Raw genomic sequence first — 23,511 nt, forward strand, 5'->3', positions numbered from 1 at the left:
GCCGTCGATCCTCGCACGTGGCCCCGGTAGCGTGAGCCAGGTGAACGCAGCAGCAGAGCGCGCCCTGACCGTCATCGTGGGGATCACCGGGGGCATCGCCGCCTACAAGGCCGTCGGGGTCGTCCGCGACCTGGTCAAGCGCGGCCACGACGTGCACGTCGTCCCGACCGAGGGCGCCCTGCGCTTCGTCGGACTGCCGACGCTCGAGGCCCTCAGTCGCAACCCCGTCACCACGAGCGTGTGGGACGACGTCGCCGAGGTGCGCCACGTCGCGCTCGGTCGCCGGGCGGACCTGGTCGTCATCGCGCCCGCCACCGCGGACTCGCTCGCCCGGATGGCGCACGGCCTGGCGAGCGACCTGCTCGGCACGACGCTGCTCGCGACCGAGGCTCCCGTCGTGGTCGCCCCCGCGATGCACCCGCAGATGTGGGAGCACCCCGCGACCCGGTCGAACGTCGCCGCGCTGCGTGACCGCGGCGTCCACCTGGTCGGCCCGGTCGTCGGCGCACTCACCGGCGACGATGCGGGCATCGGTCGGATGGCGGAGCCCGAGGACATCGTCGCCGCCGCGCTCGCCGTGCTCGACCAGCACCCCGCACCGGCCGGCCGTCGCGACGCGGACGGCTCGGGGGCTGGCACCGGCGCCCGTGGCGAACAGGGCGACCTGGCCGGCGTCCGCGTCGTCGTCAGCGCGGGCGGCACCCGCGAGCCCTTCGACCCGGTGCGGTTCGTCGGCAACCGCTCGAGCGGCCGCCAGGGCATCGCGATCGCCGCCGATGCCGTCCGTCGTGGGGCATCCGTGACCCTCGTCGCCGCGAACGTCGAGGGCTCGCTGACCGCGGGGCTGGACGCGACCGTGGTGCCCGTCGGGTCCGCGCTCGAACTCGCCGAGGCCGTGCACACCGCCGCCGCCGAAGCCGACGTCGTCGTGATGACCGCCGCGGTCGCCGACTACCGTCCGGCCGAGGTGCTCACCGAGAAGCTCAAGAAGGACGCACAGGGCGAGCGCATGACGCTCGAGCTGGTTCGGAACCCGGACGTGCTCGCCGACCTCGTGGCGGCACGGCGGACGGGGCAGATCATCGTCGGGTTCGCCGCCGAGACCGAACCCGACCGCGACGCGCGGATCGAGCTCGGGCGCGCCAAGATCAGCCGGAAGCCCGCAGACCTGCTCGTCGTGAACCACGTCGGCTGGTCGGCCGGCTTCGAGCGCGAGGAGAACGCGATCGAGGTCCTGGTGCCCGGTGGCGAGGTGGTCCGCGAGACCTCCGGCACGAAGGCCGAGGTGGCGACGGCGGTCCTCGACCTCGTCGCGACCGCACTGACGTGAACGGGCACTGACGTGAACGGGCACTGACGTGGTTCCGAGGACCGGCGAGCACGATGGGGCGCATGCGACGACGTGAGCGGATCCGACGTGCCAACCGCACGGCCACCATCCTGGCGGTGGCCCTCGGTGCAGCGGGCGCCATGCACTTCCTGCGCCCGACCCACTTCGACCGGATCGTGCCGGACGCGCTGCCCCCGCGGCTGACCACGCTGGCCTCCGGCGTGGCCGAGCTCGGCATCGCCGCCGGGCTCGCGTTCCCCGCGACCCGCCGCGCCTCGGGGTGGGCCGCCGCCGCGCTGTTCGCGGCGGTGTTCCCGGCCAACGTGAAGATGGCGAACGACCTGCTCGACCACCCCCGCTCGAGCCGGGCGATGCGGCTGGTCTCGGTGCTGCGGCTCCCGCTGCAGGCGCCGTTGGTGCTGTGGGGCGTGCGCGTCGGTCGGCACGCACCGAAGCCGTGACCCAGCCGTCGTGGACCCGCGCGGCGGTGCCGTTGCTGCATCGCCCGGTCACCCAGCACGCCTGGGAGGACATCGTGTTCGCGCACTGGCGGCACGACCCGGCGTCGCTGCAGCGGCTCGTCCCCCGCGGGACCCGTCCGGACGTGGTCGACGGCAGCGCTTGGGTGGGGCTGTCGGCGTACGTGTTCCGGGAGACCCGGGTGCCGCCGTTCCCGTCTGCCGGGCGGCTCGGCACCATGACCGAGGTCACGATCGAGGTGCTCACGGTGGACGACCAGGGGCGGCGCGGGGTGACCTACCGCACGGTCGACACCGCGAACGTGCCCGCCATCGTGGCCGCGCACGCGCTGCTCGGCGTGCCGTACACGTTCGCGCACGCACGTTCCCGTCGCCGCGGTGACGCGGTGGCGCACCGATCCGTCCGGCACCCGACCCGCGCACTGCACCCGGTGCGGTGGGCGCGGTCGCTCCGGCAGGAACGCCCGACCGGCGCGGCACGGCCGAAGCACGCGGCCTCGGTGCGGGTGACCGCCGGCGAGGTCGTCGACACCCCGCTGGCCGCCGAGCTCACTACCCGCGCCGGCATCCACGCGCGGTACCTGGCGCAGACCCTGTTCTGGCAGCGACAGCACCCGGTGCTCACCACCCGTTCGGCCACGCTCGACCGGCTCGAGGGTGACCTGCCCGACGCCGTCGGCATGCCGGGGTTGTTCGACCGGTCGCCGGACTCCCTGCTCGTGGTCGACGGCACGACCGTCCGGTACGGCTGGGGCGGGGTCGTCCGGTGACGGACGCACGCTCCGACGCACAGGCCGACGACCCGTTCGACCTCGACCGCTTCGTCCGGGCCCAGCAGGGTGTCCACGACGTCGCGCTCGACGAACTCCGTCAGGGCCGGAAGTCGTCGCACTGGATGTGGTTCGTGTTCCCGCAGCTCGCCGGCCTGGGGCGGAGCGCCACAGCCGTGCGCTACGCGATCGCCGGGACGGACGAAGCCCGCGCCTACCTGGCACACCCGGTGCTCGGGCCCCGTCTGCTCGCGGCGACCGACGTCGCACGCCACGCCCCCGCCCACTCCGCCGACTCCCTGCTCGGGGGCATCGACGCGGTGAAGCTCCGGTCGTCGATGACGCTCTTCGCCCGGACCGCGGCCGACCCGCAGCCGTTCGTCGCCGTGCTCGAGCGCTGGTACGACGGCGCCAAGGACCCGGCCACGCTGCGCTTGCTCGGAGAGCGCTCGGAACACGGGTGACGCACACGCCGTACGCGACGCGGATCACCTGCATCTGAACGTCCACACTGACACGCCCTGAGCCGATCGGAACGCCGTTGTCATATCAGGTACGGTGATGCGAGCACGTGCGATGCCGACCGTGCCCGTTCGCCCGGCGCCCCGACGCCACCGCCCCCGAAGGAGAACGCATGCCGGTCCCCCGCAGCGCCCCGACCGAGCACCAGCTGCTCCGTGACACCGTCCGCCACAAGATCCACGACGCGATCATGGACGGCACCCTCCTGCCCGGCGAACGCCTGAACGACGACGAGCTCATCTCCTGGCTCGGTGTCTCCCGCACACCGATCCGCGAGGCCCTCAGCCAGCTGTCCCGCGCCGGCCTGATCGAGATGGCCCCGAACCGGTACACCCGCGTCACCACGCCGGACCCGACCGAGGTCGTCGAGGCGATGCAGACCCTCGGCGTGCTGTTCGGTGGCGTCGTCCGACTCGCGGTCCCGCGCCTGGGGTCGGCGGCCCGGAAGAAGATCCTCGCGCAGCTCGACAAGACGATCACCGAGCTCGAGGCCCACGAGGTCGCCGCGGTCAACCACGACGCCCTCGACGTCTTCGCCCTGTACGTCGCCGAGTGCGGCAACGAGAACCTGCAGCGTGTCTGCCGCGACACGATGGACGGCCTGGCGTTCCGGTTGCGGCTGCCGAACCTCGACGAGCTGGTCGACTGGGACCGGATGACCGAGGACTTCCGGCGCCTCCGGGCGGCGACCGAGTCCGGCGACAACGTCGCGGCCGAGCTCGCGACCGAGGCGATCCACCAGCTGCCGGGCGAGAAGCACTGAGTCCACCTGTACCCGCGTACAGGAACCGCCCGTCTCGCCGACGCGAGGCGGGCGGTCGACGTTCCACGGGCCTCCCGGTCGGTGGCCCGGGCACGCGCGTGACGCTCCCAGTCCCGGGGCCGCGCGGACCGATAGCATCGCTGGCGACCACCTGAACCAGGCACCCGGAGCAGCACATGAACCCCCGCCCGACGGACCGTACCGAGGTCGCCGCACGCCTGGCCGCCGCGGTCGGTCGGATCAACCGCCGGGCCCGCACCGACTCGGCCTCGCTCGGGTACGGCATCGTGTCGGCGCTCGCGTCGATCCAACGGCACGGACCCCTGCGCCCCGGCGACCTGTCGCGGATCGAGGTGGTCACGAAGCCCACGATGACCCGCATCCTGACCGAGCTCGAGCAGCGCGGCTTCATCCAGCGCGAGGCCGACCCGCGCGACGGCCGGGCGTTCATGGTGACGGTCACGCCGGAGGGCATCGAAGCGGTCGAGCGGGCCCGCGCGAACCGCACCGGGATCGTCGCCGAGCTCATCGCCGAGCTCGACGAGTCGGACGTCCAGGCGATCGCCGGCGCCCTGGCCGCGCTCGAGCGTGTCGCCCAGGGCGAGCACGCCCAGGAACCTCACACCTTCTAGGCTCCGCACGACCGTTACCGAACCGTTACCAAGCGGTGGACGGACCGTTCTGCCAGCGTTCCTGGACGCGCTGCCCAGTCTGACCGGTCATGGTGTCGGCTCCGCCTGACCGCGGCCACCCCACGGCTGCTCCAGGCGGACGGACGGGCCCCACACCACCGTCCGGTCCTCACCGGCTCGAGGACTCCTCGTCGTCGCCGACGGTGTCACCGACACCGCCAGCCTCCGGCGTGCCCGTACGACCTCGGTCGCGCGAGCGGGAGTCCCTCCCCCACCGAGCCGCCGACCTGCGGAACCGATGCGACACACCCCTGAGCTCCCCACCACGACGGCCTCGACCCGACGTGAAGCCCTGAACACCCCCACCCGCCGGATGCGCAGGGCCCTGCGGCACCGCGCGACGCTGATCGCCGGCGGCGCGGCGGTCCTCGCCGTCGCCGGTGGCGCCCTGACCGTCGGCACGCAGCCCGCCATCGGTGAGGCCCTCGGCATGCCGACCGGCACCGCGAGCGCCTCGGCGACCGCGGAGCCCGCCCTGCGCGGCACCGCGCTCGACCGCGCCCAGGCCGCCGCCACGATCACCACGGCGCAGACCGTCATGCAGACCGCGAACGACAAGGTCGACACCTCGGCGCTCGAACAGCGTGTCGACGCCCTGAGCGACTACCCGGACCTGTCCGGCGCTGCGCTGACGAACCGGATCTCGACGACGGTCGCGTCGGCCACCGACGTCGCGCAGGCGAGCGCCACGCAGGACAAGCGGGACGTCGACGCGAAGGCCGCGGCCGCAGCGAAGGCCGCAGCCGAGCGGAAGGCCGCCGCCGAGGCAGCGGAGGCCGCCCGGAAGCTCGCCGCCGGCAACACCGTCGCCGGCGCGAAGGCCACGGCGACCTCGCTCGCGTCGTCGGAGTACGGCTGGGGTGCCGACCAGTTCCAGTGCCTGGACAACCTGTGGACCAAGGAGTCCGGCTGGAACTACCAGGCCGTCAACGCGAACGGTGGCGCGACCGGCATCCCGCAGGCGCTCCCCGGCTCGAAGATGGCCACGATCGCCGCGGACTGGCGCACCAACGCCACCACCCAGATCACCTGGGGCCTGCAGTACATCAGCTCGGCGTACGGCACCCCGTGCGCGGCGTGGGGGCACTCGCAGGCGAACAACTTCTACTGATCGGCGCGGGTCGCGAAGGCGACCGGCAGACGGACGGGAGGCCCGTGGCGGATCCGCCACGGGCCTCCCGTTGCGTCGTGTGGTGGCGGCCAGCCCACCCGCGCGATGCGCAGGTGGGCGCCGGTGGGCGTCAGTGCGGCTCGTCAGAGTGACCGGCGGAGGACGACGGACGCCTCGGGGGTGTTCACCTGGAACGCGAAGGTCTCCTCGACGTACATCGTGACGTCGACGGCGTCGTGACCCAGGTAGCCGAGGGCCAGGTCCTCGCCGACGGTGAACACGAAGTCCCCGCCGCGCTGACTGATCAGCAGCGACTCGTCGATGCCCGGCGCCCGCTCGACCTGACCGCCGGTGATGCCTTCGAGCTGCTCACGCAGGGGCGTGCCGGCGTCGTCGGTCTCGACGATGTCCGCCCAGTCACGCGGGCTGCACGCCAGGACGTACGGCCCGGCGACCCCGACGTCGCGGAGCGCGGCGACCGCAGCGGTGACCGCGGCCCGGAACGACCCCGGTGAGCCGTCGTGCGACTGTGCGGGCTGGGTCGACGCCTGCCCGGCCCCGGTGATGCCGCCCTCCGGCCACCCCCGGAGCGTCGCCCGGTTCTCGTGGGCCGCGAGCCGCAGCACGGCCGCGTCGAGGTCGCTTAGGTCGACGTCGGTGGCGCCGCGGGACGAGTCCACGAGTTCCTCGAGCGCGACGGTGAAGGTCGCACGGACCTCGCAGAGCGGCAGGACCCTGCGGCGCCGTGCGGTGATGCCGTCGGCGACCCCGCCGGTCACCGCGTCGGTGCGGCCGAGGTCCACCGAGGACCACTGCCAGCCGCGCGGTCCGTCGAAGTCGACGATGCGCCGCGCGGTGAGCGCCGGAACCAGCCGGTCACGGGCCTCGGCGTCGAGCACCGCCCAGGTGTCGGCACCGAACGGCGCGAGTTCGCGGAGGAGGTGGTTCATGGCGTGTGCCCTTCCGTGCTGCGGAGTGAACCGATGCCGAGACCGGGACCGGTGGCGTCGGGAGCCGCCACCACGGACGGCGACGGTGGTGCCGCGAGCGCGGCGAGGTCCACCAGGCGATCGCGTGCGGGTGCGAAGAACGTCGCTCCGGTGATCGCACGCGAGAAGTCGAGCAGCCGGTCGTACGTCCCGGGTGGATCGCCGACGAACATCCGTTCCAGCATCCGTTCGAGCACCCAGAGCTCACCGCTGTAGCCGATGAAGTAGGTACCGTACTCCCCGCTGCCGGGGCGACCGAAGGGCATGTTGTCGCGGAGGACGTCGTGCTCGACCCCGTCGTCGTCGACGATGGTCGCGAGCGACTTGTGCGACGGCCGGACCTCGGTGGCGCTGTCACGCTCCACGTTGTCCGACTTCGACCGGCCGATGATCCGCTCCTGCGCGTCCGTCCCGAGGGCGTTCCACTCCGCCAGGTCGTGCAGGTACTTCTGCACGACGACGTAGCTGCCACCGGCCCAGTCCGGGTCGTCCGCACCGACGAGTGCGGAGGCTGCCAGGTCCTGCGCGACCGGGTTCGCCGTGCCGTCCACGAAGCCGAGCAGGTCGCGGGTGTCGAAGTACCGGAAGCCGCTGACCTCGTCGACCACGGTGACGTGGTCCCCGAGCGCGGCGAGCAGCAGGCGTTCGAACTCGAAGCAGACGTCGGTGCGTTCGCCCCGGATGTGGAAGAGCAGGTCTCCCCCGGTGGACGGCGCGGAGTGGACCGGCCCGGTCAGGGCGGGGAAGGGCTGCAGCGCGTCCGGACGGGCGTGCGGCGAGAAACGGTCCCACGCCACCGCCCCGATCCCGACGACGCAGGACAGGTGCGCGTCGAGGGCACGGAACCCGACCGTCTTCAACAGGCCGTCGAGGTCGCTGAGGACGTCGCGGACCGCGGCCAGGTCGTCGTCGTCCGGGCCGACGTCGAGGGTCAGGAACACCGCCGAACGGGACAGCGGCGCGTCGACGCTCTGCGCGTCGATGGGCACGCGGCTGCCCGGTGTGCCGACCATCAGGCTGCGACGTGGACGGAGGCCATGGTGTCCGCCTTTCCTCCGCAGCCGTCCTGACGGTGCGGTTCGGTGCCGTGGGGTGTCTCCTGTCGAGCATCGCCACCCGGCGCCTCGTCGCGCCTGAGTCGGATGACCCGCTCCGGCAGGGGGGATGCCCGCGCGACCACGGGGTGATGTGGTGACCGCGTCGTCGTCGCTAGCGTCCGGAGCAGCCGCCACGGGCCTCCCGGGCGGCGGACGACCGACGATCCAGGAGCGACGATGACGATCAGCATCTCGGACGCACGACCGGCGCACGGCGACGGCATCGGGCGAGCGCTGCGCTCGCCGTCCGGCGACACCGACCCCTTCGTGGTGGTCACCGGACCGGACGCGTCCGCCCGGGCGCGGGCGCTCGCGGACGTCGCCGACGCTGCCCGGGCGGACGGCCACACGGTCGTCCGGTGGCGCGCGGTGGGCGGTGACCCCGTCATCGAGGCCGCGTCGCTGGCCCCGTGGCTCGCGCTCGTCCGGGCACACGACGCGGGGGCACCGCGGCCGGACCCGAGCATCGTCCTCGTCGAGGACTTCGACGCGCTCGACGAGGACGCCAGGTCCGTGCTGCACGACCTGCTCGCCGCGCTGGCGCAGGACCTCGGGACGGTCGTGGTGGTCGCCGTGGGCGAGGGCCGGGCCGGATCGGGCACCCGGCTGCCGTCGGCCGACGTCCCCGTCGCCGTCACGGCCGCCTTCACCGGTGACTTCGGACTCGTCGACGCCGAAGCCGAACGGGCCGTGCGCCGTGGCACCCGACCCGATCCGTCGCTGGTGGCGGCGGTCGAGTTCGTCCGGGCGGTCCGGTCCGGTGATGTACACGCTGGCAGGCGGAGCGTCCTGGCCGCGCTCGGGGAGCCCGACCGGGCGGGCGCCGACGACGTCCTGGTCGCGACGCTGCACGTGCTCTGCTACCTCGGCGGGCACGACTCCTGGTGGGACGAGGCGCTGGCGCTGACCGCGGACCGAGACCTCGACCCGGTGCTGCGGCTCGTCGAGGACTGCGTGGACGGCTCCGGCCGGACCGAGCACGAGCGTGCCGCGCTGTACCGCGAAGTGCTGGGATCCGCTGCCGACACGCAACCGTGGAAGGCCGTAACACTGCACATCGCGTGGACGCTGCTCGACTCGACGGATCCGCGCCGGGACCACGTGGAGGCAGCGCTCCGAGGGGCGGGCCACGCTGGGCTCCTCGACTACTTCAGCTCGTGCCGTGCCGCCGTGACGCACTACCAGGCCGGGCGGCTCGACGCGGCGGGCGCGGCGTTCGACCACGTGCACCGAGCAGCGGAGCGCTGGCAGGCGGGGACCTTCGTCGCGCTGACGGAGGCGCTGCAGGCCCTGGTCCTGTCGGTGCAGGGCGAGCCGGAGCGGGCGGCGTGGAAGGCCGACCGCGCAGCACGGTGGGCGGCGCAGCACGGCACGCCGCTGGTCGCCCGGGCAGCGGAGCACGCCCGCTCGGCACTCGACGTCGCGACGGGCCGGTTCGAGGAGGCCCACAGCCGCTCGGCGACGCGACCGGGCGGGGCGGGGCGGTGGCTCGAGAGCAGCTACGGACCGATCGAGATGCTCGATGCGGTGGAGTCGGCTGCGCGGCTCCGCCTGGCCGACCACGGGGCCGCGCTGGTGGCCCGGGCAGAACGGGCGTTCACCGACCAGCCGACCCCGCGCCGCTCCCTGGTGCTGCTCGCCTGCCGAGCGGTCGTCGACGAGACGCCTGGTGCCCGCGCCCTCTTCGAGGACGCGTTGGCCAGCGTCGACGGCGACGTCTCGCCGTTCGAGGTGGCCCGCGTCCGTCTGGCGTACGGCGAGTGGTTGCGTCGTGGGATGCACGCCCTGGAGGCCCGGGGCCAGTTCCGGCTGGCGGCGCGCGCCTTCGAGGTGCTCGGTGCCGGCGACTGGCAGGGCCGCGCAGAACGCGAGCTGCGCGCAGCCGGTGCCGCCCGTCCGCTGCCGACGGCGCTGGAGGCGGTCGACCTGAGCGAACAGGAACGCCGTGTGGCGTCCCTCGCCGCGGCCGGACTGACCAACAAGCAGATCGCCGGGCAGCTGTACCTCTCCCCGCGCACCGTGAGCGGGCACCTGTACCGGCTGTTCCCGAAGCTCGGTGTGACGACACGGGCCGGACTCCGGGATGCACTCCTGCGACTGGGAGGCGACGCGTCGGGCGACGCACGGACGTGACCCTGTCAGGGACACCTTCGCCGGCCGCCCGCCCCATGGACCCCGGATGCTCCCGCCACCACCCGCGACACCCCGGGCGGACGGCCCGGGAGCGTCACCGGAACCCGCCGCCGGGGTAACGGCAGGGCCCGTCGCCCGCGCACGGTCCGTTCATAGACTCCAGCCACCGACGAGGACTGGTGGCCGCCGTGTTGACGGACGAGGAGTTGCTCCCCCGCGGAGACGAGTTCTCCGCGCCGGTGTCCGCCGTGCCCAGCAACGGGCTGCCGATCCGCGGCCGGAGCGTCGAACGGGGCGTCGCCGCCGATGCCCTGGCCGGTCTGTCGCGGGGCGCGGGAGACGTGCTCGTCGTCCGCGGCGCTGCGGGCGTCGGCAAGTCGCGCCTGCTCGAGGACGTGGTCGACCAGGCGACCGCGGCCGGCCTCCGCGTGGCCGTCGGTCGCACGGACCGCGACGCACGCCTGATCCCGCTCGCACCGATCATGGACGCGCTCGGCGCCGGGCCCCGGCCGATCTCCGACCGCGTCCGGCTCAGCGCGGTGACGCTCGACCCGGAGGCACGGTACTGGCTCCTCCAGCAGCTCCAGGACGACCTGGAGCGGGCCGCGGCGTCGGACGGCGTCGTGGTCGTCGTCGACGACCTGCAGTGGTGCGACACGACGTCCCTGGCGGTGCTCCGATCGCTGTCGCGCCGACTCGCCGACGTCCCCGTGCTCTGGGTCGTCGCGGTCCGGACCGAGCACCAGGACCCGCCGGTGACGGCGACCGTCGACGAGCTCGCCGCGACGGGACGGATCGTCGACCTCGACCCGCTGGACGAGGAGGCCACCGCCGCGATGATCGCCGACCTGGTCGGCGCGACGCCAGACGGCTCGGTCCTGCGTGTTGCCCGACGGACGGAGCACATCCCGATCCTCGTCGCCGAACTCGTGCGCGGGCTCGTCGACGAAGGCCTGCTGGCGATCGCGGACGGCGTCGCCACGATGCCGGGCGCCGCGCTGCCTGCGAGGTTCGGTGCGTCGATCCGCGAGGGCCTCCGACGCCTGTCGAAGCCCACGCAGCAGCTCGTGCAGGTCGGAGCGACCCTGGGACGCTCGTTCTCGGTGCGGTCGTTGTCGGCGATGCTCGACCAGCCGGCGCAGCGGCTGCTCCCCGGGCTGCAGGAGGCGATCGAGGCGGGGGTGCTCGTCGACGACGGCACGGACCTGTCGTTCCGTCACGACGTCCTCCGCGAGGCGGCGGAGTCGATGATCCCCACGGCCGTCCGCGACGACCTGCTCAGGCAAGCGGTGGACGAACTCCTGCGGCAGGGTGTCCCACCGGTCTCGATCGCCACGCGCATCGCCACGGTGGCGCAGCGCGGGGACGTCCGCGCCGCCGAGGTCCTGCGCACGGTGGCGATCGACCTCGCGAGCACGGACGCCGCCGAGGCCGGGGCGCTCGCCCTCCGCGCCGCCGACCTCGCGCACGGCACCCCGGCGCTGCCCGGCATCGTCGTCGACGTCCTGCCGCTGCTCTGGCACAGCGGCCGGACGGCCGAGGCCCGCGCGCTGCTCCACGACCTGCAGGGCCGCCTCGCTCCGGAGGACGACGCACGCCTGCACCTGACCCTGGCGCGGCTGCAGACCGAGGGCTCGACGCCGGAAGCACTGCGGACGGTCGAGACCGCACTGGCCCTGCCCGGCGTGAGCGCCGGCGTGCGGTCGCGTCTGCTCGCCGTGCGCGCGCTGAACCTCGCCCAGGCGGGAAGGCACGCGGACCTCGCCGCCGCACTGCGGGAGGCCCGGGCGACGGTCGACGGCGACGCGGACCCGGTCGCCGTCGCCACCTTCGAGGCCAGTGCCTCCGTGCTCGCCTTCAACGAGGGCCGGTTCGCGGACGCGACGCAGGCGATCACGTCGGCGATGAGCCGGGTCGCAGCCACCGGGGGGTCGTCGAGCACCTGGTTGCCCGAGGGGCTCTGGGTGGCGTTCCTCGCGGGGGCACTCGGCGACACCGACCGTGCCGGACGCATCGCCGAGGCGAACGCCATCGAGACCCGGCGCAACCACCTGGCCCGCCCGACCGCCGCCTGGATGATGCTGCGCACGAGGGTGCTCTTCGACCAGGGCCGGCTGGAAGACGCCAAGACGTCGGCCGAGTCGGTCCTCGACCTGGCCGAGGACCTGGAACTCGGTCGGTTCGCGGCACTCACTGCCGGGACCGTCCTCTTCCGTACGGCGCTGCTGCAGGGGGACCGCAGGGCGGCCGACCGGACGCGGCACTTCGCCGAGGCCCTGCTCGCCGATCCCCCATCGGCGCGCTCGGGATCGTGGCTGCTGGCACTCGAAGCGGACGCCCACGGCGACGTCCGAGCCGCCGTCGACCGCAGCGAGGTGGCGTGGCGGAGCCTGGAGGAACCGATCGCGTCGATGTCGAGCCCGGCCGACTTCGCCGACGACGTCCACCTCGCGCGCATCGCGATCCGTGGGGGCCGACAGGACCGACTCGAGCGGATCGAACGTGTGGCGCGACGCAGGGCCACGGCGAACCCGGACAACGACCTGTGCGGCGGGACCTGGCTGCACGTGCACGGACTCGTCCACGACTCCGTGGAGAGCCTCGGCGACGCGGTCGAGCGCCTGCGCCGGGTCGACCGCCGGCTCGTGCTGGCCGCAGCGCTCGAGGACCTCGGGTGCGCCCTGCGGCGGCGCTCCGTGCCCGCGGCCGTCGAGGTGTGGCGGGAGGCGACGGAGCTGTTCGACGGTGCCGGTGCCCTGCGCGAGGCCGAACGGTCGCGGGGGCACCTGCGCAGCGTCGGTGTCACCGTCCGAGCGACCCCCGCCGACCCGGGCATCTCGGGCATCTCGGGCCTCACCGCCCGCGAGGCGCAGGTCGTCGAACGGGTCGCAGCCGGCCTGACGACGCAGCAGATCGCGTCCGACCTGTTCATCTCGACCCACACGGTGACGAGCCACGTCCGGCACGTCTACGCGAAGTGGGGCGTCGCCTCTCGCCGGGAGCTCGCGGCACGGTTCCGGCAGCACCGATCCGGCTGACCACCGCTCGGGTCACACCGGTCCGCCGTCGAACCCGGCGCCGAGCGCACGGACCGCCAGGTGCGGCGCGGTGGAGAACCCGAGCTCGATCCGTCCGGAGAACCCCGCGAACCCGGCGAGCACTCCGGCGCGGGTGCGGGTGGCGTCGAGGAACGCGAGGTGCAGGTCGGCGCCGGTCCCGCCCGGGCCCGGCGTCCGGAAGCCGACGAGGCGACCCGCGACCGCGCGGTGCACCGTCGTCCCGGTCGCGCCGTCCTCGGTCCGGACCTCGTCGAAGACGCCGTCGACCGAGACGGCCACCGCGAAGTCGCGCGGCGGCAGGACCGTGGTGATCCGGGCCTCCAGGTCGGCCACGGAAGCGACGGACGCGACCGTCACCGCGAGGTCGGGCGAGAACGTCGAGACCACGGCGAACGCGACCGCGTCGGCCGCGTCCGCGACCGCCGCGGTGCCGTCCGGCAGCATCCGGAAGCACCGGCGCTCGCACACGACCAGGCCGCGGGGTCCGGCGTCGCCGCCGGCGAGCGCACCGAGTCCGAGGGTGCCGTGCCGACCGAGGGCCGCGACGGTGACCGGGACGTGGACGGCCGGTCGCCCGCGTCGAGGATCGTCGACGGCCCGGTGCGCCCATGCGGCGAGGGTCGCCAGGGACGTGGTCCCGTCATCCGTCGTCTCCCGCACCGTGCTCCTCGTCCGTCCTCGGTTCGACCGTAGGAACTCCGACCGCGCGGTACCAGCGCCGTTTGACTCAAGCGCCCGGGTGGGTGCGCGGCGCACGGTTGGACCATGAGTGCACGCGCGAACATGGTCTCCCCGTCCGTCCCCCCGTCCGGCGCGGGGTGCGTGGAGTGCGACGCGACGGGCTCGTGGTGGGTGCACCTGCGTCGGTGCGCCGCCTGCGGACACGTCGGCTGCTGCGACGACTCCCTGAACCGTCACGCCACCGCGCACTTCGCGGTCACCGGGCACGAGGTCATGCAGTCGTTCGAGCCGGGCGAGGGGTGGTTCTGGGACTTCGTCACGCAGGACTTCGTGGACGGACCCCGCCTCGCCGACCCGCAGGCGCACCCGACGACCCAGTCGGTCCCGGGTCCGGCCGACCGACTCCCCCGCGACTGGTCGGAGCAGCTGGCCGAGCGACGCTGACGCCGGTCGCGGCCGGTCGCGGCCGGTCGCGGCCGTCCGCGACCGGTCAGGGCAGCCGGCGGTCGCTGTCGAGCGCTTCCGATCGGGCGATCACCTCGTGCATCGTGGTGTGCGAGCGGACCTGGTACGACAGGTGTGCGACGGCCAGCACCACCGCCGATCCGACGCCCCACACGATCGAACCCGGGTCGTCGAAGCCGAGCTGGTCGACCAGGATGGCGACCCCTGCGCCGGCGACGATCGAGTTCACCACCGCGATCGCGGACGACATCGTGAACAGGAGCCGGTACCACGACGGGGCCCGGCCGATGTCGAGCAGCTCGTTGGCCGCGTGCCGCCCGCGGGGCATCGGGAAGTACGTGTCGGCCTCGGGCAGCAGGCGGCCGTAGTAGCGACGGATGCGTTGCATCGCGGCGAGTGCCGCGACGTCCTCGAGCGAGGTCTCGACGAGGCGTTCGTAGGTGAACGCACCGAGCAGGACGATCACCGGGATGATCGCGCCGAGGAACCCGAGCGCGAAGGGCGTGTGCGCGAGGAACCCGAAGGCGACGAGCGAGCTGGAGAGCGTGGTGAGGTACAGCGAGGAGCGGCTGCTCGACTCGCTGACCGTGATGCTCCGCGCGCTCTCGAGGACGAAGTGCTCGGTCATCAGGGCGTTGAAGAAGGCGGTCGGCCGGTCCAGGGAGGTGATCGACTCGGCGGCGGTCGGCAGTGTCGTGTCGGGTTCGTCGGGCATCACGGGGCTCCTCGGTCAGTCGCTCGTCGCCAGGTGGCGGTGGACGAAGGTCACGGCCATGGCGCCCTCGCCGACCGCTGCGGCGACGCGTTTGACGGACCCGGCGCGGACGTCCCCGGCGGCGAAGGACCCGGGCACGTTCGTCTCGAGCCAGAAGGGACGCCGCTCGAGCGGCCAGTGCTCGAGCGAGCCGTCGACGGCGTCGAGGTCCGGGCCGGTGACCAGGTACCCGAGCCGGTCACGGAGCATGGGTGTCTGTTCGGCCCAGCTCGTGTCCGGTCGTCCGCCGATGCAGATGAACAACCGCGTGGCCGGCAGTGACACCGTGGCGCCGTCGCCGTCGGTGACCTCGATCGACTCGAGTCGGCTGTCCCCGTGCAGCGCCGAGACCTGGCAGCCCGTCCTGACCGTCACGTTCGGTGCGGCCGCGATCCTGGCGCTCAGGTACTCCGACATCGTGGCCGACAGCGACGCGCCCCGCACGAGCATCGTGACGTGCGCCGCGGAGCGGGACAGGTTCATCGCCGCCTGGCCCGCCGAGTTCGCCCCGCCGACCACGAAGACCTGCTCGCCGGCGCAGCCGTCCGCCTCGCTCGTCCCGGCACCGTAGTAGACACCGCAGCCGAGCAGCTCCTGCTCGCGCTGCAGCCCGAGCCGACGCCACTCGACACCGGTCGCGCAGATGTTCGCACGGGCGACGACGTGGCCGCCGTCGGCGAGGTCGGCGTGGATGCGGCCGTCGTGGAAGACCCCGCGCACACCCTCGCGCATCACCAGGAGTTCGGCGCCGAACCGGACGGCCTGTTCCCGGGCGCGCTCGGCGAGGTCCGCTCCGGCGATCCCCTCGGGGAACCCCAGGTAGTTCTCGATGAGGCTGCTCGACCCGGCCTGCCCGCCCACGGCGTCCCGCTCGAGCAGGACGACGTCGAGCCCTTCGGAGGCGGCGTACACGGCCGCGGACAGCCCGGCGGGACCGGCGCCGTAGATCGACAGGTCGTACTCCTGGCGGCGCGGTGCGTGGATCCACCCGAGCCGGTCGGCGACCTCGCGCAGCGTGGGTGCGACCAGTTCCGTGCCGTCGGGGAACACGACGAGCGGGAGCCGCGACGGATCGACCCGGTCGGCGCCCCCGGCACCGTCGACGTCGACCGGGAACCAGTCGAACTGCACCACGGAGCGCGACAGGAAGTCCCGCAGGGCGTAGGAGTCCGCGTCGAACGGCCGTCCGTACACGCGGACGCGACGTGACGGGAGCACGGCGGCGTCGGTCTCCATGGCTCCTCCGGTCGGTGCGACGACGATCGGTGCGGAACTGCTGCCGCTCCCTCACGAGCACGCTACGGACTGCCGGCGCTCCGCACGTGGTCCTGCGAGGGTCTCCTTCGGCGCCGCGGGCGGCGTCGGGTCGCGTGTGCCGGGGTCAGCTGCGCCCACGGCGGACGGGAGGCCCGTGGCGGCGTCGCCACGGGCCTGGCGTCCGATCTGTGGTCGCGGTCAGCCCACCCGCGCGACGCGCACGTCGACGCGACTGAGCGCCAGACCGTGCGCCGCCGCGGTCGCCAGGGCGACGTCGTGGACGGCGCGTGCGACCTCGGGGGCCGGGCGGAAGCCGTCGGTGCCGATGACGACACGCAGGGCGCCGTCGTCGATGACGATCCGGAGCGGTCCGGTGCTCGTGGCGATGCTGCGGACCGCCTGCACGGCGCTCGCGACCGTCGGGCGGGAGCGGTACAGGTCGGTGACGCCGGGGACCTCGAGCACGGCGGCCTCGATCGCGGCGAGGGTCTCGTCGGTGGTGCTCATCGGGCCTCCTCGGGGTCGGTGCCGGGCTCGGGGTCCGGCAGCAGGTCGCGGACGACGACGTCGACCGCCTCGACGAGCAGGTCGGTCTGCTCGGCCAGGGCGCCGGCCACGGCGGTGCGGACCAGCTCGGCGGTCGCGGGGATCGAGGGGCCGGACGCGATCGCGATCTCGACGACCACCCGGATCGGGGACGCGAGTTCGGTGACGTCGCCGTCGAGGTGGCAGCGGGCCACCAGGACGCCGGGGACCTCGTCACCGGTGCGGCGGATGAGGGAACGGATGGCCCCCTCGGTCATCACGGGGCGCTCGGTCTCGGACAGGGGGCGGAGCGGGACGTCGCGACCGGAGCGGGACTCGATCGAGATGTTCGCCAGGACGCCGCTGATCCAGGACTCGTCGGCCGGGGCCTCGTCGCGGGCGGCCGCCTCGAGCGAGCGGAGCGACGCGTGGCGGACGCGGATGATCGCGGCCAGGGCGTTCTGGCAGGCGGGCGAGTCGTCGATGCTCGGGTCCGCCGGCTGCATGCCGGCGTCGAGGTAGTCGGCGAGTTCGTCGATCGAGTGGCCGTCCAGGTCACCGGGTTCGAGGGCGTCGAGTGCTTCGGGGCTGTCGGGCAGGTCCGGCCGGATGCCGTCGTGGTCGGTCATCGCCATCCCTCCATGAGTCGGATCATGTTCTTCCTCGCTCGGGACAGCAGTCCCCGGACCGTCGAGGGCGGCAGGTCGAGTTCGGCGGCGATCTCGTCGTACCGGTACTCGAGCACCTCCTTCATGATCCAGCACCGTCGTTGGGCTTCGGGCAGTTCGGCCAGCGCACGTTCGACCGCGTCCTCGCGCGAGCGCGCCTCAGCGACCCGGTCGGGTGCGTCGTCGGCCGGCGCAGCGACCTCGAGCTCGGTGACGTCGTCGTGGACGCGCCGCGCGCGGATCCGGTCGAGGCACTTCCGGCTCAGGATGCGCATCAACCACGACTTCACGCGCGCGAGGTCCTCGAGGGAGTCGAGGCGGTCCCACGCGGTGATGAAGGTCTCCTGCACGACGTCGTCGAGTTCGTCGGTGGAACCGAGGGTCCGACGGGCGTAGGCGCGGAGCAGCGGGGTGTGGCGACGGATCAGGACCTCGAAGGCCCGGACGTCGCCGTCGGACGACCGGCCGGCGAGGACCGCGTCGTCGAGCTCGGCGAGGGACTGGTGGTGCACGCGTTCCTTCTACTGGTGGTGGATGGTGAACGGCTGGGTGCGCCGGTGTGCCGGCACGACCCTGAAGGGTCCGGCCGGCCGGGCGGCGAGCGCGCGGACACGCGCCAGGGCGAGCACGTGTGCGGGGGCGTTCCTGGGGACTGCAGCGGTGCGGGTCACGTCGGCTCCTCGTGGTGTGGTCACCGATGGGACGTGCGTCGCACCCGTTTCGTCACACACGACGTCAGGGGCGCACCCGGACAGTTCCGGTGTGCGCCCCTGACGTCGTGCTTGTCGGCTCGTCCTACTGCTGGATGAAGGCGAGCAGGTCGGGGTTGATGACGTCCGCGTGGGTCGTCAGCATCCCGTGCGGGTACCCCTCGTAGATCTTGAGCGTGGCGTTGCTGAGCAGCTCGGCCTGCTTGAGCGAGGCCGCCTTGTACGGCACGACCTGGTCGTCGTCGCCCTGCGTGACCAGGACCGGGACGGAGATCGCCTTGAGGTCCTCAGTCTGGTCCGTCTCGGAGAACGCCTTGATGCCCTCGTAGTGGGCCAAGGCGCTGCCCGTCATCCCCTGACGCCACCAGTTCGCGACGACCGGGGCGGAGACCTCCACGCCCGGACGGTTGAACCCGTAGAACGGTCCCTCGGCGACGGCCTGGAAGAACTCGGCGCGGTTCGCGGCGAGTGCGCTCCGGAACCCGTCGAGCACCGAGATCGGCGTGCCCTCGGGGTTGGTGTCGCTCTGCAGCATGATCGGCGGCACCGACGACACCAGGACGGCCTTGGCGACACGGCCCTGCGGTTCGCCGTACTGGGCGACGTAGCGTGCGACCTGACCACCACCGGTGGAGTGCCCGATGTGGACCGCGTTCTGCAGGTCGAGGTGCTGCACGACCGCATCCGTGTCACTCGCGTAGTGGTCCATGTCGTGACCGGTGCCGATCTGCGACGAACGCCCGTGCCCGCGGCGGTCGTGCGCGATCACCCGGTAGCCCTCGCCCAGGAAGAACAGCATCTGCGCGTCCCAGTCGTCCGAGGACAGGGGCCATCCGTGGTGGAAGACGATCGGCTGCGCCTCGCGCGGCCCCCAGTCCTTGTAGAAGATCTCTGCACCATCGCTCGTGGTGACGAACGCCATCGTGAACCTCCGTGAGTTCCTGCTCCACATGTGACGCGGACTGGCCGCTGCCTCCCGATCGGCGGGAGACCGAAGCCCCTTCACCGTAGGACCGGTGCTCGCTCGACCGCTTGGGTCATTCATCCCGATCCGCCGGGCCGTGCGCGGCCCTGCTTGGTGCGGCGGCGTGTGTGCGCCAGAGTTGGCACCATGTCGCTCGTCACCGCCGTCTGCCGCGTCGACCGCCTGCTGCCGGATTCCGGCATCATCGGCGTCACCGCCATCGACAAGCGCCCGGTCACCGGGAGCGTCCGGGTCCGGCCGCTCGGCCTGCGCGCCGACGTGCAGGCGAACCGCAAGTACCACGGCGGTGTGGACCAGGCCGTGTACGCCTACGCCGACGAGGACGCCGCGTACTTCGCCGACCTGCTCGAGCGCGAGGTCCCGCCCGGCCTGTTCGGCGAGAACCTCCGCACCAGGGGCATCGACGTGACCGGGGCCGTGACCGGGGAACGCTGGCGGATCGGCGACACCCTCGTGCTCGAGGTGACGGTCCCCCGCACGCCCTGCGGCACCTTCGCCCGGCGCATGGGGGTCGACAAGTGGGTGAAGCGGTTCGCCGACGAGGGGCGGCCGGGGGCGTACTTCCGCGTGGTCAAGTCCGGTTCGGTCGCCGCGGGTGACCCCATCGAGGTGACGTACCGGCCGGAACACGGGGTGACCATCGGCGAGATCTTCGGCGACCTGGCACCCGATCGTGCGCGGGCCGTGCTCGAGTCGGGCGAGCGCCTGGCGCCGAAGGTCGTCCAGGACCTGTCGAAAGTCGCCGCGCGAGTCTGATCCCGACGAGCCCGTCGAGCCCGTCGAGCCCTTCGAGCCCTTCGAGCCCGATCAGGCCGGTAGCACGCCGCGCGAGGGGTCGATCGGACGCTTCGCCACGGGCAGCCCGGCGACCACCAGGTCGTAGGCGTTCGCCACGAGGTCCTCGACCAGGGTCTCGTCGATGCCGTCGCCCGGTGCCAACGTGATCCAGTGCCGCTTGTTCATGTGCCACCCCGGCGTGATCTCGTCGTGGTCGCGCACCAGCGCCGCCCCGTGCGGCGGCGCGCACTTGAGGTTCACGATCGGGGTCCCACGGACCTCGGTCACCATCACGAACATCTTGCCGACGACCTTGTAGACCACCGAGCCCTCGCCGAACGGCTGGGTTTCGAGTGCCGCCGGCAGCCCCAGGGCCGTGCTGCTCGCGATCTCGTGCAGCTGCTCGCCGTCCATCTGACCAGGATGCCGCAGGCCGCCGACAGGGCACCCCGTTCGGGGGCGGGTCGTGAGCCTCGATCACGTCGTAGGATCACCACGCCGCGTACCCGACGCGGCGGTCGCTCGCGCGATCACCACCAGTTCCAGGGGGAACCCGTGCGCATCATCCGTACCCTCGGCATCGCCGCCGCCACCGCCGTCCTCGCGACCACCGTCGTCGTCGGCGGGACCTCGACCGCGCAGGCGGCACCGAAGTCCTACGCCAACTGCACCGCGGTGCAGAAGGTGTACTCCGGTGGCATCGCCAAGAAGTCCGTCACGAGCAACAAGGTCGCCTCCGGCGGCAAGACCACCACCCGTGCGCTCAAGGGCACGGTCAAGAAGGACGACGCCCTGTACAAGGCGAACGCCAAGCTCGACCGCGACAAGGACGGCATCGCCTGCGAGAAGAGCTGACGCTCGCTCGCGCTCGGTGACACCGGCACGACACCGGTGTTCGCGTGCTGAACACCCGCACACCGCGGTGCGATGCGCGAACACCGGTGTCTTGCGTGCCCGGCGTGCGCCCACGGCCGGCGTGCGCCCGGCGCGGTCAGAGCGTCGGGACGCCCTCGTGCCCGGACCGGGGACGCGGAGTCCCGGCGACCCCGGTGACGACCGACCCCGCCGGGACGTCCTTCGTCACCACGGTGTTGGCGCCGACGACGGAGTCCGGACCGATCGTGATCGCCCCGATCAGCGACGACCCGGCGCCGAGCACCACGCGGTCCCCCACCACCGGGTGCCGACGTGCCCCCGGGCCGTGGTCGCCCCCGCGTCCGCCCAGGGTGACACCGTGGAACACGAGCACGTCGTCGCCGATGACCGCGGTCTCGCCGATGACGACACCCATTCCGTGGTCGATGAAGAACCGGCGGCCGATGCGCGCGCCGGGGTGGATCTCGATGCCGGTGACCGACCGTGCGACCTGCCCGAGCAGCCGGGCCGCGAACCGGGACCCGGGCAGCCCCTGTGCGTTCCAGAGACGATGGGTCACCCGGTACGTCCAGATAGCGTGCAACCCGGAGTAGACGATCGCGTTCTCCAGGTCGCCCCGGGCGGCGGGGTCACCGCGGCGTGCTGCGGACAGGTCCTCCCGGATGGTCCGCAGCACGCCTCGTCGAAGAGGACGACTCACGCAGTGAGCCCCTCGAAGAGCACCGTCGACAGGTAGCGCTCTCCGGTGTCGCACACGATGGCGACGATCCGCTTGCCGGCGTTCTCGGGGCGTGCGGCGATCTCGAGCGCCGCGTGGATGATCGCGCCGGACGAGATGCCCGACAGGATGCCCTCCTGCGTCGCCAGGGCACGGGCCACCCGGAGCGCGTCGTCGAGCTCGACGTCGAACACCTCGTCGATGACGCTCTGGTCGAGGACCTCGGGCACGAAGTTCGCGCCGATGCCCTGGATCTTGTGCGGACCGGCCTTGCCCTCGGTGAGCAGGGGCGAGTCCTTCGGCTCCACGGCGACGATCTGCACGCCGGGCACGCGCTCCTTGAGCACCTGCCCGACACCGGTGATCGTGCCGCCGGTGCCGACACCGGCGACGAACACGTCGACGTGCTCCTCGGTGTCACGGAGGATCTCCTCCGCCGTGGTCTTCCGGTGGATCTCGGCGTTCGCAGCCGTCTCGAACTGGTGGGCGAGGATCGCGCCGGGGGTCTCCGCGACGATCGACTCGGCCTTGGCGACCGCACCCTTCATGCCCTCGGGCCCGGGGGTCAGGACGATCTCGGCCCCGTACGCACGGATCACCGCACGGCGTTCGACGCTCATCGTCTCGGGCATCGTGATGACGACCCGGTACCCGCGAGCAGCGCCGACCAGTGCCAGGGCGATGCCGGTGTTGCCGGACGAGCCCTCGACGATGGTGCCACCGGCCTGCAGCGCACCGGAGGCCTCGGCCGCGTCGATGATCGCGACGCCCAGACGGTCCTTCACGCTGGCGCCCGGGTTGTAGAACTCGAGCTTCGCGAGCACCTCGGCCCCGCCCGCCTTCGGCAGCCGGTTCAGCTTGACGAGCGGGGTGTTGCCGAACGCCTGGGAGATGTTCTCGTAGATGGTGCCGCTCATCCGGTCCGTCCTTCGCAGCTCAGGTCGCGCATCGCTCTTCCTGGAGGCGCGGTGTGCGCCCGATCCTAGCGACCGGACCCCAGGCGGTCCTGTCCGCGACGGCGCGTGCGCGCCCAGCAATCGGTCCACACGCTGTGGACCGGTTGCCGCTTCCTCGGGCCACGCCTCCGCGCCCCACCGGGTCAGCGCACGAACGCCGTCCGGGCGAACCGCTCGTCGGTCGCCTCGAGCACCCGCAGCACGTTGCCGCCGGCCAGCGCACGCAGGTCCGACTCGCCCCAGCCGCGCCGGACGAGCTCCGCCGCGAGCACCGGGTACCGCGACACGTCCCGCAGGTCCGGCGGCAGCACCGGGGTGCCGTCGTAGTCACCGCCGAGGCCCAGGTGCGCCACACCGGCGACGTCGCGCGCGTGCTCGACGTGGTCGGCGACGTCCGACACCGTGACCAGGGGTGGCTCGCCGGACATGCCCGACTCCTCCCAGTCCGCCCATGCTCGCGACACAAACTTCGGCACGAACGTGATCATCACCACGCCACCGTTGTCGGCCAACCGGGCGAGCACGTCGTCGGGCACGTTCCGCGGGTGGTCGTCGATCGCGACGGTCGACGAGTGGCTGAACACGACAGGCCGGGTCGCCACGTCGAGGGTGTCCCGCATGGTGGCCGGTGCGGTGTGGGACAGGTCGACGAGCATGCCGATCCGCTCCATCTCGGCGACGACCTGCCGCCCGCGGTCGGTCAGGCCGCCGTGCGCCCGCTCCCCGGTCGCGGAGTCGGCCCAGGGGGTGTCGTCGTTGTGGGTGAGCGTCATGTAGCGGACGCCGAGCCGCGCGAGGGTCCGGAGCACCGCGAGGTCGTCGCCGATCGAGTGCCCGCCCTCGGCGCCGAGCAGCGACGCGATCCGGCCCAAGTCGACGGCGGCACGGACCTCGGCGGCGGTGCGGGCGAGCGCGAGGTCGTCGGGGTAACGCTCGATGATCCGGTGTGCGAGGTCGACCTGCTGCAGTGTCGTCGTCACGGGGTCCGGGTCGTCCGCGGGCACGAACACCGACCAGAACTGCCCGACGACGGCGCCGGCGCGGAGCTTCGGGATGTCGGTGTGCAGCGAGTCGGTCTCGGTGTCGATGCCCTCGACGCCGGAGTCGTGACTGTCACGGCGCTCCCACGGCAGGTCGTTGTGGCCGTCGATGACCGGGAACGGGAGCGCGTCGAACGTCATCCCCCGACGCTAC

Annotated in this window: 26 protein-coding genes; 12 read left to right on the plus strand and 14 right to left on the minus strand. The window is 72.9% G+C overall.

The genetic code is table 11. The annotated features are described in order from the left end of the window. The first annotated feature begins 64 nt into the window (after positions 1 to 64). The 7 genes from BIU89_RS14580 to BIU89_RS14610 all read left to right on the plus strand — a co-directional run bounded on the left by BIU89_RS14580 (position 65) and on the right by BIU89_RS14610 (position 5,667). Positions 65 to 1,330, plus strand: a complete 1,266-nt coding sequence (locus BIU89_RS14580; RefSeq protein ID WP_071247912.1) for a bifunctional phosphopantothenoylcysteine decarboxylase/phosphopantothenate synthase — start codon at positions 65 to 67, stop codon at positions 1,328 to 1,330. A 62-nt stretch (positions 1,331 to 1,392) separates the two neighbouring features. Next, positions 1,393 to 1,791, plus strand: coding sequence for a DoxX family protein (locus BIU89_RS14585; RefSeq protein WP_071247576.1), 399 nt, complete (start codon positions 1,393 to 1,395; stop codon positions 1,789 to 1,791). Further along, positions 1,788 to 2,579: a YqjF family protein gene (locus tag BIU89_RS14590; RefSeq protein WP_175475037.1), complete on the plus strand. Its 792-nt coding sequence runs from the start codon at positions 1,788 to 1,790 to the stop codon at positions 2,577 to 2,579. Before BIU89_RS14585 ends, BIU89_RS14590 begins: the two co-directional genes overlap by 4 nt. Then, positions 2,576 to 3,043, plus strand: a complete 468-nt coding sequence (locus BIU89_RS14595) for a DUF1810 domain-containing protein (RefSeq protein ID WP_071247581.1) — start codon at positions 2,576 to 2,578, stop codon at positions 3,041 to 3,043. Before BIU89_RS14590 ends, BIU89_RS14595 begins: the two co-directional genes overlap by 4 nt. A 170-nt stretch (positions 3,044 to 3,213) precedes the next feature. Continuing rightward, positions 3,214 to 3,864 carry a GntR family transcriptional regulator gene (locus tag BIU89_RS14600; RefSeq protein ID WP_071247584.1) on the plus strand — a complete coding sequence of 217 codons (651 nt, stop codon included), beginning with the start codon at positions 3,214 to 3,216 and terminating at the stop codon, positions 3,862 to 3,864. 176 nt (positions 3,865 to 4,040) lie between these two features. Beyond that, positions 4,041 to 4,496, plus strand: coding sequence for a MarR family winged helix-turn-helix transcriptional regulator (locus BIU89_RS14605; protein WP_071247586.1), 456 nt, complete (start codon positions 4,041 to 4,043; stop codon positions 4,494 to 4,496). 298 nt (positions 4,497 to 4,794) lie between these two features. After that, the gene (locus BIU89_RS14610) at positions 4,795 to 5,667 is read left to right on the plus strand and encodes a phospholipase (RefSeq protein ID WP_139179227.1); all 873 of its coding nucleotides are present in this window, start codon (positions 4,795 to 4,797) and stop codon (positions 5,665 to 5,667) included. A 143-nt stretch (positions 5,668 to 5,810) separates the two neighbouring features. Here BIU89_RS14610 and BIU89_RS14615 read toward each other — a convergent pair whose 3' ends face one another. Further along, the gene (locus tag BIU89_RS14615) at positions 5,811 to 6,617 is read right to left on the minus strand and encodes a family 1 encapsulin nanocompartment shell protein (protein WP_071247588.1); all 807 of its coding nucleotides are present in this window, start codon (positions 6,615 to 6,617) and stop codon (positions 5,811 to 5,813) included. Then, entirely contained in the window at positions 6,614 to 7,645 is a 1,032-nt protein-coding gene (locus tag BIU89_RS14620) for a Dyp-type peroxidase (protein WP_441294461.1), read from the minus strand. Before BIU89_RS14620 ends, BIU89_RS14615 begins: the two co-directional genes overlap by 4 nt. 285 nt (positions 7,646 to 7,930) lie before the next feature. Here BIU89_RS14620 and BIU89_RS14625 point away from each other — a divergent pair, with 285 nt between their 5' ends. Together BIU89_RS14625 and BIU89_RS14630 are read left to right on the plus strand one after the other, a co-directional pair. Further along, positions 7,931 to 9,886: a LuxR family transcriptional regulator gene (locus tag BIU89_RS14625; RefSeq protein WP_071247591.1), complete on the plus strand. Its 1,956-nt coding sequence runs from the start codon at positions 7,931 to 7,933 to the stop codon at positions 9,884 to 9,886. A gap of 179 nt (positions 9,887 to 10,065) precedes the next feature. After that, complete coding sequence (locus BIU89_RS14630; protein ID WP_071247594.1) at positions 10,066 to 12,924, plus strand: helix-turn-helix transcriptional regulator; 2,859 nt, start codon at positions 10,066 to 10,068, stop codon at positions 12,922 to 12,924. 12 nt (positions 12,925 to 12,936) lie between these two features. Here BIU89_RS14630 and BIU89_RS14635 read toward each other — a convergent pair whose 3' ends face one another. Next, positions 12,937 to 13,605, minus strand: coding sequence for an acetolactate decarboxylase (locus BIU89_RS14635; RefSeq protein WP_071247597.1), 669 nt, complete (start codon positions 13,603 to 13,605; stop codon positions 12,937 to 12,939). A 105-nt stretch (positions 13,606 to 13,710) separates the two neighbouring features. Here BIU89_RS14635 and BIU89_RS14640 point away from each other — a divergent pair, with 105 nt between their 5' ends. Further along, the gene (locus tag BIU89_RS14640) at positions 13,711 to 14,070 is read left to right on the plus strand and encodes a UBP-type zinc finger domain-containing protein (RefSeq protein WP_071247601.1); all 360 of its coding nucleotides are present in this window, start codon (positions 13,711 to 13,713) and stop codon (positions 14,068 to 14,070) included. Positions 14,071 to 14,116: 46 nt separating this feature from the next. On the opposite strand, the gene BIU89_RS14645 is transcribed toward BIU89_RS14640, so the two are convergent. The 7 genes from BIU89_RS14645 to BIU89_RS14670 form a co-directional block, all read right to left on the minus strand. Next, positions 14,117 to 14,806 carry a hypothetical protein gene (locus BIU89_RS14645; RefSeq protein WP_071247604.1) on the minus strand — a complete coding sequence of 230 codons (690 nt, stop codon included), beginning with the start codon at positions 14,804 to 14,806 and terminating at the stop codon, positions 14,117 to 14,119. 15 nt (positions 14,807 to 14,821) lie between these two features. Beyond that, positions 14,822 to 16,081 (minus strand): NAD(P)/FAD-dependent oxidoreductase, encoded by a 1,260-nt coding sequence (locus BIU89_RS14650; RefSeq protein ID WP_071247607.1) that lies wholly within the window; start codon positions 16,079 to 16,081, stop codon positions 14,822 to 14,824. Positions 16,082 to 16,300: 219 nt separating this feature from the next. Beyond that, the gene (locus tag BIU89_RS14655) at positions 16,301 to 16,609 is read right to left on the minus strand and encodes a hypothetical protein (RefSeq protein WP_071247610.1); all 309 of its coding nucleotides are present in this window, start codon (positions 16,607 to 16,609) and stop codon (positions 16,301 to 16,303) included. Further along, entirely contained in the window at positions 16,606 to 17,256 is a 651-nt protein-coding gene (locus BIU89_RS14660; RefSeq protein ID WP_138803912.1) for a hypothetical protein, read from the minus strand. The genes BIU89_RS14655 and BIU89_RS14660 overlap by 4 nt, the downstream gene beginning before the upstream one ends. Then, on the minus strand, positions 17,253 to 17,807 hold the full coding sequence (locus BIU89_RS14665; RefSeq protein ID WP_027466268.1) for an RNA polymerase sigma factor: 555 nt from the start codon (positions 17,805 to 17,807) through the stop codon (positions 17,253 to 17,255). The genes BIU89_RS14660 and BIU89_RS14665 overlap by 4 nt, the downstream gene beginning before the upstream one ends. A 9-nt stretch (positions 17,808 to 17,816) precedes the next feature. After that, positions 17,817 to 17,966: a hypothetical protein gene (locus tag BIU89_RS18685; protein ID WP_155896873.1), complete on the minus strand. Its 150-nt coding sequence runs from the start codon at positions 17,964 to 17,966 to the stop codon at positions 17,817 to 17,819. 124 nt (positions 17,967 to 18,090) lie between these two features. After that, on the minus strand, positions 18,091 to 18,927 hold the full coding sequence (locus tag BIU89_RS14670) for an alpha/beta fold hydrolase (protein WP_071247613.1): 837 nt from the start codon (positions 18,925 to 18,927) through the stop codon (positions 18,091 to 18,093). Positions 18,928 to 19,116: 189 nt separating this feature from the next. Here BIU89_RS14670 and BIU89_RS14675 point away from each other — a divergent pair, with 189 nt between their 5' ends. After that, the gene (locus BIU89_RS14675; protein ID WP_071247616.1) at positions 19,117 to 19,746 is read left to right on the plus strand and encodes an MOSC domain-containing protein; all 630 of its coding nucleotides are present in this window, start codon (positions 19,117 to 19,119) and stop codon (positions 19,744 to 19,746) included. A 51-nt stretch (positions 19,747 to 19,797) separates the two neighbouring features. Here the strand turns inward: BIU89_RS14675 and BIU89_RS14680 are convergent, their stop codons facing one another. Further along, positions 19,798 to 20,181 (minus strand): MmcQ/YjbR family DNA-binding protein, encoded by a 384-nt coding sequence (locus BIU89_RS14680; RefSeq protein WP_071247619.1) that lies wholly within the window; start codon positions 20,179 to 20,181, stop codon positions 19,798 to 19,800. A gap of 141 nt (positions 20,182 to 20,322) precedes the next feature. Between BIU89_RS14680 and BIU89_RS14685 the strand changes: the two genes are divergently transcribed. Continuing rightward, positions 20,323 to 20,622, plus strand: a complete 300-nt coding sequence (locus BIU89_RS14685) for an excalibur calcium-binding domain-containing protein (protein WP_197019649.1) — start codon at positions 20,323 to 20,325, stop codon at positions 20,620 to 20,622. Between the two features lie 136 nt (positions 20,623 to 20,758). On the opposite strand, the gene epsC is transcribed toward BIU89_RS14685, so the two are convergent. The 3 genes from epsC to BIU89_RS14700 form a co-directional block, all read right to left on the minus strand. Continuing rightward, positions 20,759 to 21,319 carry a serine O-acetyltransferase EpsC gene (gene epsC, locus BIU89_RS14690; RefSeq protein WP_027466263.1) on the minus strand — a complete coding sequence of 187 codons (561 nt, stop codon included), beginning with the start codon at positions 21,317 to 21,319 and terminating at the stop codon, positions 20,759 to 20,761. 20 nt (positions 21,320 to 21,339) lie between these two features. Next, positions 21,340 to 22,278, minus strand: coding sequence for a cysteine synthase A (gene cysK, locus BIU89_RS14695; protein ID WP_027466262.1), 939 nt, complete (start codon positions 22,276 to 22,278; stop codon positions 21,340 to 21,342). A gap of 182 nt (positions 22,279 to 22,460) precedes the next feature. Continuing rightward, positions 22,461 to 23,498, minus strand: a complete 1,038-nt coding sequence (locus BIU89_RS14700; protein WP_071247622.1) for a dipeptidase — start codon at positions 23,496 to 23,498, stop codon at positions 22,461 to 22,463. Positions 23,499 to 23,511: the final 13 nt, after the last annotated feature.

It is taken from the genome of Curtobacterium sp. MCBA15_005 (genome assembly GCF_001864855.1).
Taxonomy (GTDB): domain Bacteria; phylum Actinomycetota; class Actinomycetes; order Actinomycetales; family Microbacteriaceae; genus Curtobacterium; species Curtobacterium flaccumfaciens.